Annotated in this window: 12 protein-coding genes; 6 read left to right on the top strand and 6 right to left on the bottom strand. The window is 55.9% G+C overall.

From position 1 onward, the window contains the following. Nucleotide 1: 1 nt before the first annotated feature. On the top strand, nucleotides 2-577 hold the full coding sequence (locus ACWWD9_RS02370; protein ID WP_455867615.1) for an ABC-type transport auxiliary lipoprotein family protein: 576 nt from the start codon (nucleotides 2-4) through the stop codon (nucleotides 575-577). A 172-nt stretch (nucleotides 578-749) separates the two neighbouring features. Here the strand turns inward: ACWWD9_RS02370 and ACWWD9_RS02365 are convergent, their stop codons facing one another. From ACWWD9_RS02365 to ACWWD9_RS02345, 5 genes are all read right to left on the bottom strand, one after another. Beyond that, nucleotides 750-1520, bottom strand: a complete 771-nt coding sequence (locus ACWWD9_RS02365) for a hypothetical protein (RefSeq protein ID WP_455867614.1) — start codon at nucleotides 1518-1520, stop codon at nucleotides 750-752. Next, nucleotides 1507-1815 carry an N-acetylmuramidase domain-containing protein gene (locus ACWWD9_RS02360; protein WP_455867613.1) on the bottom strand — a complete coding sequence of 103 codons (309 nt, stop codon included), beginning with the start codon at nucleotides 1813-1815 and terminating at the stop codon, nucleotides 1507-1509. The genes ACWWD9_RS02365 and ACWWD9_RS02360 overlap by 14 nt, the downstream gene beginning before the upstream one ends. 64 nt (nucleotides 1816-1879) lie before the next feature. Then, nucleotides 1880-2650, bottom strand: coding sequence for a hypothetical protein (locus tag ACWWD9_RS02355; protein WP_455867612.1), 771 nt, complete (start codon nucleotides 2648-2650; stop codon nucleotides 1880-1882). Then, complete coding sequence (locus tag ACWWD9_RS02350) at nucleotides 2637-3974, bottom strand: LysM peptidoglycan-binding domain-containing protein (RefSeq protein ID WP_455867611.1); 1338 nt, start codon at nucleotides 3972-3974, stop codon at nucleotides 2637-2639. The genes ACWWD9_RS02355 and ACWWD9_RS02350 overlap by 14 nt, the downstream gene beginning before the upstream one ends. 281 nt (nucleotides 3975-4255) lie before the next feature. Then, nucleotides 4256-6511, bottom strand: a complete 2256-nt coding sequence (locus ACWWD9_RS02345; protein ID WP_455867610.1) for a putative bifunctional diguanylate cyclase/phosphodiesterase — start codon at nucleotides 6509-6511, stop codon at nucleotides 4256-4258. A gap of 179 nt (nucleotides 6512-6690) precedes the next feature. Here ACWWD9_RS02345 and ACWWD9_RS02340 point away from each other — a divergent pair, with 179 nt between their 5' ends. Genes ACWWD9_RS02340 through ACWWD9_RS02325 form a run of 4 tightly spaced genes read left to right on the top strand, consistent with a single transcriptional unit; the run spans nucleotide 6691 to nucleotide 11196 of the window. After that, nucleotides 6691-7629: a diacylglycerol/lipid kinase family protein gene (locus tag ACWWD9_RS02340; RefSeq protein ID WP_455867609.1), complete on the top strand. Its 939-nt coding sequence runs from the start codon at nucleotides 6691-6693 to the stop codon at nucleotides 7627-7629. A gap of 12 nt (nucleotides 7630-7641) precedes the next feature. Further along, nucleotides 7642-8448 carry a metallophosphoesterase family protein gene (locus ACWWD9_RS02335; RefSeq protein ID WP_455867608.1) on the top strand — a complete coding sequence of 269 codons (807 nt, stop codon included), beginning with the start codon at nucleotides 7642-7644 and terminating at the stop codon, nucleotides 8446-8448. Beyond that, nucleotides 8445-9221 carry a phosphatase PAP2 family protein gene (locus tag ACWWD9_RS02330; protein WP_455867607.1) on the top strand — a complete coding sequence of 259 codons (777 nt, stop codon included), beginning with the start codon at nucleotides 8445-8447 and terminating at the stop codon, nucleotides 9219-9221. The genes ACWWD9_RS02335 and ACWWD9_RS02330 overlap by 4 nt, the downstream gene beginning before the upstream one ends. Before the next feature lie 52 nt (nucleotides 9222-9273). Further along, a complete protein-coding gene (locus tag ACWWD9_RS02325; RefSeq protein WP_455867606.1) occupies nucleotides 9274-11196 on the top strand; it encodes a diguanylate cyclase domain-containing protein in 1923 nt (640 codons plus the stop codon). 97 nt (nucleotides 11197-11293) lie between these two features. Here the strand turns inward: ACWWD9_RS02325 and ACWWD9_RS02320 are convergent, their stop codons facing one another. Then, complete coding sequence (locus tag ACWWD9_RS02320) at nucleotides 11294-11884, bottom strand: FxDxF family PEP-CTERM protein (RefSeq protein ID WP_013443151.1); 591 nt, start codon at nucleotides 11882-11884, stop codon at nucleotides 11294-11296. Between the two features lie 221 nt (nucleotides 11885-12105). On the opposite strand from ACWWD9_RS02320, the gene ACWWD9_RS02315 reads away from it, so the two are divergent. Then, a complete protein-coding gene (locus ACWWD9_RS02315; protein ID WP_455867605.1) occupies nucleotides 12106-14181 on the top strand; it encodes a TonB-dependent receptor in 2076 nt (691 codons plus the stop codon). Nucleotides 14182-14203 lie beyond the last annotated feature (22 nt).

Genomic DNA, 14203 nt, shown 5'->3' with positions numbered 1-14203 from the left:
CATGCAACGATGGATCACATTACTGATACTGGCGGGCAGCCTCAGCGCCTGCCTCAGCCTCAATGGCAACAAGCCACAAAGCGGCCCGCAGACCTTTGACTTTGGCCTGGGCGAACCCGGCGAACGCATCGCCACCCAGACCAGCATTGAAAACATACGCAGCGGCGACGCCCTCAACAATAAGCGCATACGCTACCGGCTGGCCTACCAGAATACCCAGCAGGTGGCCTACTACGCCGACAGCCGCTGGACCGCCCCGCCCGCCGAACTGCTGACGCAAAAACTGCGCACCCGGCAAGCGCCCGCCGCGACCAGCAACGGCTGCTTGCTGACACTCTCACTGGATAGTTTTGATCAGGTATTTGACAGCCCGACCGCGAGCCATGGCCTGGTACAGATCAGCGCCAGCCTGCAGCAAAAGAAATCGCGCCAGATCGTGGCAAGCCGCACATTTCAGGCTAGCAGCCCCGCCCCCACCGCCGACGCCGCTGGCGGGGTTGCCGCCCTCAGCAAGGCCAGTGACCAGCTGCTGGGCGAGCTGTTAACTTGGGCCGAGAGCCAGGCCGCGTGCAACTAAACTCCCGTCCTGCTTAGGCTCTTTCCGGCAACGCAAACCCGCGCTCACACGCCCACATCAGCCGCCAGCGGATTGGGTTGCCCGGCATTTCAAGCGCAGGCCTGCCTAGAAGAAAGGAGTGGCTTTGCGTTGCTGGTTAGGCGGGAACATCTTGGCGATTAGCACTAGCCTGTTATTTGCACCCTCGCTGCTTAAACGCCTTGCGCGCATCGGGGATAGTCTCAAATTTGTTCGGGTTGCCCAGGCAGCTATCGTCTTGTGTTACCACCAGCTCACCATCCTTCTCTTGCAGCCTGAACAGCAGCGTGCTGCGCAACCAGTTTGAACCCAGTTCTGAGACGGTTTTGGCAACAGGAGATTCGGTATTGAAATACTGCACAGTGACCATCAAGGCAGGGGCTGTTTTGTTGGCAGCCCCTACGCCCAATACCGTTTGGCAAAACGGCGGGCGGCTGGATTCAGGGATTGAGAGCTTGGCAATATGCACTGCCTTGATCTGGCTATCGTCGTTGACGAAGCAAAAGTGACAATCAAAGTGCAGAGGCTGACCTTCTGGGCATTGATAATTGGGTAGGCCATTCTTTTCTGCTTTCAGCCACGAACATACTTCATCAGGTTTTGTTTTATGCATGAAAGTATTAGCGAACATCGAATACATATGCCCATTAAGAGAAAATCGCACACTTGAATTGCCTGACCAGAGTTCAGTCATAGCTGGATTCACAGGTAATGTCGCTAAATTTTTAAGGACATATGGCTTAACTGTTTCCTCTCTAAGCATGTCTAGTCGGCTTTCATATTTAGGGTCGGGGGATGATCCAAATTTATCCCAAAACAGGCCGGTTTCATTATCGGGCATTATTTGCAGCAAGCCATCTGCCATAGTGAGGATGGGGTAAAACATCATAGCAATGATGCATAGCGAAGTTTTATAGCTTTTCATAGGCTTCTTTCAATTTGATCTGATAGTGATTTTCGGCATACTTGGGACCGTTGTAGTGATAGGCGATTTTGTCCCAGTCTTTATCTTGCACGGCCTTGCGCAGGCGAGAATTTTTATCAATGAACTGCCGGAGAATTCTTAATTGCTTTGCCTCTGATGTGCACATATCTCTCACAAACAACTGCGCATTGTCATAATCCCCCGCAATCGCATAATTCATCCCCAATATCTGAAATGCGCCCCAGGAGCAGGCCTTTAGGGCAGCCTCCGGGTTGAGTCGATAGGCTTTCAGCAATTTGAAATAGTTGGCCCGTTCATTGCCATACAGGTCGCTTTACGCGAACAAGCCACGGGGTGCGCTATTTGCATCCTCGCTGCTTAAATGCCTTGCGCGCATCGGGGATCGTCTCAAATTTGTTTGGGTTGCCCAGGCAACTATCGTCTTGTGTTACCACCAGCTCACCATCTTTCTCTTGCAGCCTGAACAGCAGCGTGCTGCGTAGCCAGTTGGAGCCCAGTTGTGAGGCGGTTTTGGCAACAGGGGATTCGGTATTGAAATACTGCACAGTGACCATCAAGGCAGGCGCTGTTTTATTGGCAGCCCCTACGCCCAATACCGTTTGGCAAAACGGCGGGCGGCTGGATTCAGGGATTGAGAGCTTGGCAATATGCACTGCCTTGATCTGGCTATCGTCGTTGACGAAATAAAAGTGGCAGTCGTAGTGTACCCACTGTCCTTCGGCGCATTGGTAACGCGGCAGCCCCATATCGCGTCCCTTTTGCCGTGAGCACACCTCATCGGGCGTGGACTTATGCATAAAGGTGTTTGCGAACATCGAATACATTTGTCCATTGAGCGAGAAGCGCACACTTGAGCCGCCGGACCAAAGCTCCACCTCACTGGACAATGCTGGAAATATCGCGTCGTTTTTAAGTACGTACGGCTTAACTGTTTCCTCTCTCAGCATATCTAGTCGGGTATCGTATTTAGGATTCGGAGAGGACTTATCCCCAGCCCAAAAATCTCCCTTTTCATTTTGTGGTGTCATGATCATGATGTCATCAGCTAAAATAAAGCAGGGGTAAAACAATATAGCAACAATACATAGCGAAGATTTAAAGCTTTTCATAGGCTTCTTTCAGTTTGATCTGATAGTGATTTTCGGCATACTTGGGGCCGTTGTAGTGATAGGCGATTTTGTCCCAGTCTTTGTCCTGTACCGCCTTGCGCAGGCGAGGATTTTTATCAATGAACTGCCGGAGAATTCTTAATTGCTTTGCCTCTGATGTGCACATATCTCTCACAAACAACTGCGCATTGTCATAATCCCCCGCAATCGCATAATTCATCCCCAATATCTGAAATGCGCCCCAGGAGCAGGCCTTTAGGGCAGCCTCCGGGTTGAGGCGATAGGCTTTCAGCAATTTGAAATAGTTGGCCCGTTCATTGCCATACAGGTCGCTTTTCTCGACTAAGCCATCCGGCATGCGGGCATTTTCTTCGCCCAGTTTTTTTCTGCTCAGAATGTAGCCGCTGGGCCAGCAAATATCAGGGTCTTGATCATACGGGGATTGGCAGCCCGGCACACCAATACCGTGGCGCTTGTGTTTTTTGCTATTGGGCAAGGGGCCATTGCCACAGGTAAGGCGATGAAACAGATGACGCTCAAACAAGATTTTAGGCAGGCGTGTACCATCGTTTAATCGCATCTGGCTGAAGCCTGAACCACTAGATTCGACATGGTGAATAGCCTTTAGCACTTTGGGATCGCATAAGAGAGTATCGGCTTCGTCTTGCCAGCTTTTTTCCGTGACAGGCTCATCCCGATAGTGTTTAAACAACGCAATCAGGCCTTGCGGTATATCCATCTCCAGTACCTGGGTGTTATGGGATTCTCCTTGGCGGACTGTTACCGGATGGCCTGGCTTGATGGGGGTGCCGCTTGCCTTGCCGTTATGGAGTTTGTCCGGGCTATTGGCTGGCTCCGCGGGTTGCTGTGCTAGCTCTGGCTGGTGCGGAGCCATCGGGAGTTTGAGTTTGATACCGGGGGAGATCAGGGTGAGCCATTGGTGACCAAGGCCAGAGACGGTACGGCCTATTTTTTGTAATTGCTTTGCGCTGTTTTCAACCCAAATCTCAACCACTGACTGGGGGTTGCGCGTGACAATGCGGGGGAGCATTCCTCGTTCATCACTGGTGGCAGGGATGAACTGTCCATCGTACTTGACGTGGCATTTGAGCCCTTCAATGGGATAGCGGAGGGCATCCAGCAGCAACACCTGTACCGCATGCGGTTCTTCTTTCTGCAGGTGGAGTACTTGTCCGATCTTTAGCTCGTCAGGATTTGGCAATTGATTAATTTCTACCAGCTCTTGTACGGAGATGCCGTAACGGCGGGAGATGATGGATAGATTTTCATTACGGGCCACGGTATGAGTGACAGGCTGGTTCATGTTGGTTTTTCCTCTTGGAGTCCGACTTGCGCAGTCCAGAATGCGTCAGATTTCAGCAGGGCTTCAAGTTCAGTCCTTCTTGTGAATATCTGCAATGTAGGTATGCAAGAGGATAGATCCGGCTTGATGCCGCGTGCATCACCCCTTGCGGAGATTGATCATGCACAAAATTGCGACAAGTGGGCATTGCCCCAAAGGGCTTGGTGGCAATGGGGTGTGGAATGCTTTATTGCGCGCGCCAGAGGGACGCGCGCAATGGGGCGATCAGGACAAAGTGGCGTTTAAATAGGCGTTGGCCAGTTCTGCAGCAACAAGGCAAATTCGTCAGCGGGTACCGGACGGCTGGCGATAAAGCCTTGCATCTGGTCGCAGCCTTCTTTTTTGAGGAATTCGAGCTGGTTGATATTCTCCACACCTTCCGCAATCACGTTCAGGCGCAGGCCGTGTGACATGCGGATAATCGCAGTAATGATGGTAGCATCGTCAGGATCGGTCTCGATATCGCGGATGAAGCTTTTGTCGATTTTGACGTTGTTGATCGGCAGGCGCTTGAGGTAGGAAAGACTGGAGTAGCCGGTGCCAAAATCATCCAGCGCCAGTTTCACGCCCATGCTTCTTAGCTTGTGCAGCCAGTTGATGACTTCGGTTTCGGCATGGATGGCCACGCTTTCAGTGACTTCCAGTTCCAGGTAATCCGGCTCCAGCCCACTCATCAGCAGAATCTCGCTGACCTCTTGCAGGAAGTTGTGCTGGCGCAGCTGCACGGTGGAAAGATTCACCGCCACTGGAATGCGAGCGAGACCAGCCGCTTGCCATTCCTGATTCTGGCGGCAGGCTTCGCGCATGACCCACAGGCCTATCGGCCGGATCAGGCCGCTGTCTTCGGCAATCGGGATAAAGCGATCCGGTGCCACCAGCCCCCAGCTGGGGTGTTGCCAGCGGATCAGGGCTTCGGCCCCCACCACCTGCCCGGTGCGTATATCGATCTTGGGCTGGTAATACAGCACAAACTCGTTACGCTCCACGGCGCGGCGCAGCTTGCTTTCCAGCTCGGCAATCTCCATCACGCGCTCGTTCATGGCGCGGGTGAAGAACTGGTAATTGTTGCGCCCCAGCGATTTGGCGTGGTACATGGCGGCATCGGCATTTTTGGTCAGGAGCTCGCCGTTTTCACCATCGTCGGGGAATACGGCAATGCCGATACTGGCGGAGACGGTGATTTCGTGCGCACCGATTTCATAGGGCACGGTGGCGGCGGCCAGCAGTTTTTCGGCGACCTCGGCGGGTGAGAAATAATTGGTCAGCTCAGGCAGCAGTATCATGAACTCATCGCCGCCCTGGCGGCTGATGGTATCGCTGGCACGCAGGCAGCTTTCCAGGCGGCGTGCCACCATTTTCAGCAGCTGGTCGCCTACTTCGTGGCCCAGGCTGTCGTTGATATTCTTGAAGTGGTCCAGGTCCAGGAACATGAGGGCGATGAATTCCTGGTCACGCCGGGCAATGGTCAGTGCCTGATTCAGGCGGTCATTCAGCAGCAGGCGATTGGGCAGGCCGGTGAGGTAATCATGCTCGGCCAGATAGGTCATCTTGTTGGCCATGTTGCGGGCTTCGCTCACATCGTGGAACACCAGCACCACGCCCAGCACATTGCCATCCTGATCGCGGATGGGGGCGGCGGAATCTTCAATGGCGTATTCGTTGCCGTGGCGGCCAATCAGCGCCGTGTGGTTGGCCAGCCCGTAAATTTCACCATGCTGCAACACCACATCCACCGGATTGGGCACCAGCTTGCGCGTGCTTTCATTCACAATGCGGAACACTTCCAGCAATGGCTTGCCCTGCGCTTCGGCGTTGCTCCAGCCGGTCATGCGCTCGGCCACCGGGTTGAGATAATTCACCCGCGACTGCTTGTCGGTGGTGATGACACCATCGCCGATGGATTGCAGGGTAACCACGGCGCGTTGCTTCTCGGCATACAGGGTTTGCTCGGCTTCGCGCCGCAGGTCAATTTCCAGCTTGAGCAGTCGGTTGATTTCCTCCAACTCGGCGGTACGTTGCTGCACCAGGGTTTCCAGGGTGTCATTGAAGGCGGCTAGCGAGCGTTCGGCCAGCTCACGTTCTTCCACTTCGTGCTCCAGCCGCTCTACCGTCTCTTCCAGCTGGCGGGTGCTGGGAATACGCAAGGCTTGCGGCATCAGGCGCCACAGCATGATGGCCGTCACCAGTGAAGCAATACCGGTCACGGCTTTCATCGAGGCATCGGCCCAGTAATCCGGATTCCAGATGGTCCAGAGCGAGAGCAGATGGGTAGTTCCGCAGGCAAAAATGAAGATGGAGAACATCACAAAAATCCAGTTGAACTGGAGATCAGGACGCTTGCGAACGAAATACACCAGCGCCATGGGGATGGAATAATAGGCGACAGCAATCATGAGATCGGAGATGATGTAGGTCCACAGCAGAGGCGGCTGCCACAGATAACAATGGCCATGCGGCATAAAGCCATCGGTACTGAAAAAACTGGTTATGACGTCCATCGCGGTTCCCTGTTTTTTTGATTGCCGTAAAGGCGTTATACACGTTTTCTTATGCACGCGGCTCTGATGAACATAAACATCAGGAACTATGGGCAAGCTTTTCCATCACATCAAATATAATTAGCAACCTTACCTTCGTACGCCAGTTTTCAACTAGAACAATCACCTCACTGGATACCATGTCGACAAGCACACCACAGCACGCCCCGTTCTTTGTGATTCTCAATGCCGGCTCCGGCCGGCACGACGGCAACGAAGTCCGGAACACCATCCAGCGCATCATGGATGAAGCAGGCCGCCAGTGCACCATCATCGAGGTGGCCCAGCCGCAAGACCTTAGCCGCATTGCCCGCGAAACGGTGGCTACCGCCATGCAGCAGGGCGGCATTGTCGTGGCCGCCGGGGGCGATGGCGCCATCAATGCCATCGTGCAGGAGGCCTGGCAACGCGATTGCCCCATGGGCATCCTGCCGCAGGGCACCTTCAATTACTTTGGCCGCACCCACCATATTCCCGAAGACACGGCTGAAGCCACGCAGGTATTGCTCGCTGGCCGCCTGCAGCCGGTGCAGATCGGCCTGGTGAATGACAAGGTATTTCTGGTGAATGCCAGCGTGGGGCTTTACCCCCAGCTGTTGCAAGCACGCGAACAATTCAAGCGCCAATATGGCCGTAGCCGCGTGGTGGCCCTGATCGCGGGCTTTTTCACTTTGCTGCGCCAGCACCGCGTACTCAAGATCGAGATGAACACCAAAGGCGTCTCGCGCAAATTGCGTACGCCTACTCTCTTTGTCGGCAACAATCAGCTACAACTTGAGCAAATTGGCATTCCATTAACCGATGCGCTGGCGTCGGGTGAGCTGGCCGCCATCATGCTGAAACCCACCAGCAAGCTGGCAATGCTAGGCCTGATGCTGAAAGGGGCGCTGGGGCGCCTGGGCGAAGCCGAGAATATTGTCAGCTTCAGTTTTTCCAGCATGGGCATACGCCAGTTTTCGTTTCCGCGCCGCCGTATCAAGGTGGCGACCGATGGCGAAATCGTGCGACTCAAATCGCCCTTGCAGTTTCAGGTGGCGCCGCGGCCGCTGCAATTGATCAAACTCGACGAGCCTGCCTGAGTCCCTGGAACCATGACCTTGATCGCCCATCTTTCTGACCCGCACTTCGGCACCGAGCAGCCCGCCGTGATGCAGGCGCTGCAGAGCTTGTTGTGGCAGCAGGCGCCGCATCTGCTCATCCTTTCCGGGGATATCACGCAGCGTGCCAGGCGCAGCCAGTTCAAGCATGCCCGCGCCTTTGTCGACAGCCTGAACATTCCGCACCGGCTGGTGATTCCCGGCAACCATGACATCCCGCTGTTCAATCTGCTGGCACGCGTGCTGACGCCCTATCGCCGCCATCGCCATGCCTTTGGTCAGGAGCTTGAGCCGGTGTATCGCGATGACAAAACGCTCGCCATTACCGTCAACACCACCCGGGCTTATCGGCATGAAGACGGCGAGGTCTCCCCTGCGCAGATCAAGCGGGTATGCGAGCAATTGCAGCAAGCCAGCCCGCAGCAACTGCGGCTGGTGATTACGCATCAGCCGGTATACGTGACCGAAGTACGCGATGAAAGCAACCTGCTGCATGGCTATCAGGCCGCCGTCCGCGCCTGGGCAGAAGCCGGTGCCGACCTCATCCTCGGCGGGCACATCCACCTGCCATTCGTGATGGCTCTGCACGAAAAACGGCCGGACATCCGCCACCGCATCTGGGCGGTGCAGGCTGGCACGGCGGTATCCACCCGCATCCGCCGCAATGCGGGCAATTCCATTAATCTGATTCGCTACCAGGCGCGGCAAACACCCTGCATGGTGGAGCGCTGGGATTACACGGCAGCGCAGCAGCAGTTTGTGCAAGTCTCTGCCGAGGCACTGACACTGGAGGCGGCATGACTACACCATGGTGGATACACATTGCCAACCACGCCGCTGAGTATTATGCAGTGGCGCTGGTGGCGATCTGGATAATCGTGACCCTGGCCTATCGGACACATTTGGCGAGCGCCGATGGCGAAAATCGCTGGCTCACCACCAGCCTGATCGTCATGGCGCTGGCGGGCTCCGTGTTTAGCTGGATTGCCTATCTGCTGCAAACCGGCAATCTGGAGCAATTGGACGCCGAATTCAGCGAGACGGTGCGGCAATACGCCAGCCCTTACGTCATGCGGTATTTCCACGTGGTGACCCATTTGGGCAATACCTCCACGCTCACCATCATCTGCGTGCTGACGGTGTTCCTCATGCTCTTGTTGCGGCAATACACGCTGGCGTTCGGCAGCCTGCTGGCCATAGGCGGCAACAGCATACTGAATGTCAGCCTGAAAGATATCTTCGAACGGTTGCGGCCGATCAACCCCTATAGTGAACCTCTCGATAGCTGGAGCTTCCCCAGTGGGCACAGCTCGGGGTCGCTGGTGGCCTATGGATTGCTCGCTTACCTGGTGCTGCGTCTGCTGCCGCCCCGCTATCACCTGCCCGCGCTGCTGCTGGGCAGTTCGATTGCCTTCACAATCGCCACCAGCCGGGTGTTCCTGCATTACCACTATGCCAGCGATGTGCTGGCAGGCTTGATGTCGGGTTTGCTCTGGCTCACCTTCTGTATTGCGGTGATGGAATACGCCCGATCTCACCCGTCACCGCATCAACCCTCTCCGGATAAGGGTTGAATGCACGCATCAATCCCCCTATGCTGCGGTTATTGATGCGTAAGAAAGCCATATGAAATCAGCCACCTTGCCGCCAGATGAAGCAGAACGCATCGCCATGCTGCATGCGCTCGGGCTGCTGGATACCGACCCCGAGCCCGTATTCGACAGAATCACGCAACTGGTTGCCCTGACCCTGAATGTTCCCATCGCCTTGATTTCGCTAGTGGATACGGACAGGCAATGGTTCAAATCCCGCATTGGAGTGGAGGCGGAAGAGTCGCCCCGTGACGTCGCTTTTTGCGCCCATGCCATCTTGCAGACCAAGCCCATGGTGGTGAATGATGCCCTGCTGGATGAGCGGTTTGCCGATAATCCCATGGTGCTGCAATTTCCGAATATCCGCTTCTATGCAGGCATCCCCATACGCACCACGGCAGGCTATGCCCTTGGCACCCTGTGCGCCATCGATGCCCAGCCCAGAGAGCTGAGCAAACACGAGCTGGAAATATTGACCTGCCTTGCCGACCTCGTCAGCAAAGAAATCCGCCTGCGCGAAGCACTGGCACTCACAGAGTCGCACCTCAAGCTCTCGCAAACCGTGCTGCATGCCAGCGAGGCGCGCTTCCGTACCATCTTTGAAAAAGCGGCGATTGGCATTGCGCTGGTCGCCCCGGATGGCGGATGGCTGAGTGTGAATGAGGAGCTATGCCGGTTTCTGGGCTATCGCCAGGATGAACTGCATTTGCTGAGCTTCAGGGACATCACCTACCCCGATGATCTGCCAGCCGACCTGGATCTGCTTAAGCAATTGGCCGAAGACAAGATAGACCGTTACAAGATCGAAAAGCGGTATATCCGCAAGGATGGCGAGCTACGGTGGGCCAGCCTCAGCGTCACCAAGCAGATCAATACACGTGGCGAATTGGAGTATTTTGTTTCGATTGTCAAAGACATACACGACAAAAAAGTCGCCGAGCAGGCGCTCAACGAGTTGCAGCATGAACTGGAAAACCGGGTGGCCCAGCGCACCTTTGAACTAAACAAGAGCAATGAAATGCTGTCATTTGCCATGGCCAAGCAAACGCTGGCCGCGCAGGAGCTGAAGGAACGCGAGCTGGAAATCAGCATGGTGATCGAGAATGCCAACGACGCCTATGTCAGCATCAATCAATCCGGCATCATCACCGCCTGGAACCGCCAGGCCGAAATCACCTTTGGCTGGTCGGCGCGTGAAGCCATCGGCCAGCGCCTTGATCAGGTCATCATCCCGCCCCATATGCAGCAAGCGCACCTCAACGGCATGCAACGCCATATGGACACTGGCGAGGCCGTGGTGCTTGGCAAGCGGCTTGAGCTGGAAGCCAAACACAAGGATGGGCATATTGTCCCCGTCGAGGTGCGCATCAGCAAAATCGAGGTGCATGGCAAGCACATCTTCAGCGCCTTTCTCACCGATATCAGCGAACGCAAACACCTGCAAAGCCTGCTGGAAAAAGAAGCCAAGCACGATGTGCTGACCGGCTTGCCCAACCGCCGCGCCTTTACCGAAGCCCTGCCGCTGGCGCTGGCCCGCGCCGACCGTACCCAGCAGTGGTTGGCCTTGATGTTTATTGACCTGGATGGCTTCAAGCAGATCAACGACGAGCTGGGCCATGACGCTGGCGACATGCTGCTGCGCGAAATCGCCAACCGCTTGAGCAGCGCCACACGGCAAACCGATACCGTTGCCCGCTTTGCGGGCGATGAATTTGTGGTGCTGCTGGAAAACATGCCGGAAAAGCAGCACGCAGAAGGCGTGGCCCAGAAAATCCTGACCCTGCTGCGCGACCCTGTGATGTTGGGCGGCGAGCCACGTCAGATCAGCTGTAGCCTGGGCCTTGCCTACTACGCGCCGAATAGCCATGTGCAACCAGATATGCTGCTGAAAGAGGCCGACAATGCCATGTACGAGGCCAAACGCAGCGGCAAGAACCAGATACGCATCTCTGCATGACCGCGCCAGCTTCAGCGCCTACCGCTAACCTGATGCCGCGTATGTCAGCCCATAAAAAAAGCCCCGCGAGCGGGGCTTTTTCATATTACCAGCAATCTCAGGCGCGACGGCGACGGGCAACAAAGCCCATCAGGCCCAGACCCAGCGCCATCATGGCGTAGGTGTCAGCCTCAGGCACAGCGGAAACAGTGGGTGTGCTGGCGGTGTACCAGGCGCTACCACCTTGTGCATTGGTCAAGCCTTGCACATGCAGCGCAAACGAGGAGGCGCTCAGCTCAACGGCGCTAGCAAAGGTAGCCGTCCAGGTAACGCTTTCACCATCAGTCAAACGTGCCTTCTTGGGACCTGTCAGATCAAAGCGGAAATCAAAACCACCACCAGGACCACCGCCAGCAGCAATAGATACTGGCGCATCGCCTGATACATTCGATACGGTTGGCGTTACCGCAGAATCTACAGCCACGGCACCGATAAACGCATCGTTAGTGAACAGGGTATTGAGATCATTGGCAGTCAAAGTGAAGGTATAGACGTTACCAACATTGCTGTAAGTCAAGGTGGCGAACGAACTTGAAGGCGTGAATGAACCCGACAACAGCGTACCGTAAGTGTCAGTTGCGGCGTTGGCGGCCACACTTGCCAGCAGGGCCAGGCTGGCAATCAGGCCCTTGAAAAAATTATTGAACATTTGGCTTCCCCATAGTTGGCTAATCTGTTTTTGTAGTATTGCTTGATGCTGGCGCCATTGTAGAGCTTGGGATTTATCGCACAATAGTACTTTGGTACTAGTCGCCTGCTTGGTGCTCCTCATATTTGCCAGGGCGGCATGCAGGCATACGTCATCATGCTTATAAAATATCTGGACGCTTTGTGGTTGAATTTGCCTGTGTCTATCTAAATAATTCACGCATGTCATTTCCCCCTGAATATGTGGCCCCCTCATGGGGTCGCATATGGACCATCGGCCTGACGCTGGCAAGCGCGATGTCGGCGTATGGCAGTGAAGCGCTGACACTAAGCCCGGTCAGCGTCACCAGTCATTACGACAACGCCATCGGCACCTCGGATGCCGCCAGTGAAGGCAGCGTGACGTCGACATTGATCGCCAACCGCCCCACCCTGCGCACCGGCGAAATACTGGAGTTTGTGCCGGGCATGATCGTCAGCCAGCACAGCGGCGATGGCAAAGCCAACCAGTATTATCTGCGTGGATTCAATCTGGACCATGGCACCGACTTTGCCACCTATGTGGACGAGATGCCGGTCAACATGCGCTCGCACGCGCACGGCCAGGGCTACACTGATCTCAATTTTCTGATTCCCGAACTGGTCGAGCGCATTCACTATCGCAAGGGCCCGTATTATGCTGAAGAGGGGGACTTTTCATCTGCCGGAGCGGCGCATTTGCAGCTGGCCAATACCTTGCCGCAGGGCGTGGCCTCGATGTCGACTGGGGAAAATACCTACCGCCGCTACCTGCTGGCGAACTCCATGGCGGCAGGCAATGGGCAGCTGCTGTATGGTCTGGAAATCAACCGCAACGATGGCCCGTGGGATAGCCCGGAAAACCTGCGCAAGGTGAATGGCGTGCTGCGCTACAGCGAAGGCGATGCCGCTAATGGATTCAACGTCACGGCGATGGCTTACCACAATCACTGGAACGCCACCGACCAGATACCCGCGCGCGCCGTCTCGTCCGGCCTGATCAGCCGCTATGGTGCAATAGACACCACCGATGGCGGCGAGTCTTCCCGCTACAGCCTGTCTTACGGCTTGCACCGGCGCAACCAGCAAGGCGCACTTGAGGTGAATGCCTACATGGTGCAATCCAGCCTCGACCTCTACAGCAACTTCTCTTACTTTTTGAATGATCCAGTAAATGGCGACCAGTTTAACCAGCGCGAGCAGCGGCGCATGGCGGGCCTGAATGTCAGCCAGACCTGGTTCAGCACTTGGGCGGGGCTGGATGTGCAAAACAAGCTCGGCATGCAGACGCGTTACGACCGCCTCTCCCCCGTCGGGCTCTATAACACCGTGGCGCGGCAACGGCTTGCCACCATCCGCGAAGATCAGGTGAAAGAAGCCAGCATCGGCCTTTTCGCCGAAAACACCACGCAATGGTTGCCCAAATTCCGCAGCGTGGCCGGCTTACGCTATGACAGCTATGCCTTTGATGTGGAAAGCAGCATTCAGGGCAACTCCGGCACCGCGCATGACGATGTGGTTTCGCCCAAACTCTCGCTGATCTTCGGGCCATGGGCCAATACCGAATACTTCGTGAATATCGGCAAAGGCTTTCATAGCAACGATGCCCGCGGCACCACCCAAACCCAGCTACCCAATGGCAGCGGCGCCACCAGCGCCGTCACACCGCTGGTCAACACGCGCGGCATGGAGCTGGGGCTGCGTACCGAAGTCATCCACGGCCTGCAAAGCTCACTCGCCGTGTGGCGGCTGGATAACGCCTCCGAACTGGTGTTTGTCGGCGATGCCGGGGAAACCGAAGCCAGCCGCGCCAGCAAACGGGTGGGCGTGGAATGGAACAACCATTACATCGCCAACGATTGGTTGCTGCTGGATATGGACCTCGCCGCCACCCACGCCCGCTTCACCGAGCATGATGCAGCCGGTGACTACATCCCCGGCGCCATCAATCAGGTCGCCTCGCTCGGCGCCACGGTCACGCGGCTGGGTAACTGGTCAGGCGCCTTTCAGCTGCGCTACTTTGGCCCCAGACCCTTGATCGAAGACAACAGCGTGCGCTCCAACGCAACCACCATCGCCTACCTGCGCGTAGGCTATAAAGTGGATGCAAAAACCCGGCTGACCCTGGATATATTCAACCTCTTCAACCGCAAAAACAGTGACATCGACTACTACTACACATCCCGTCTGCAAGGCGAAGCGCTGTCCGGGGTGGATGATGTGCACTTTCACCCGGTGGAGCCAAGGACGGCGAGGGTGACGCTGACTTATAACTTTTGATCATGGCTCAGATAGAAGCACG

The sequence above is a fragment of the Methylovorus sp. SPW-M1 genome (assembly GCF_053848825.1).
This window is presented reverse-complemented; position numbering and strand designations above follow the sequence as displayed.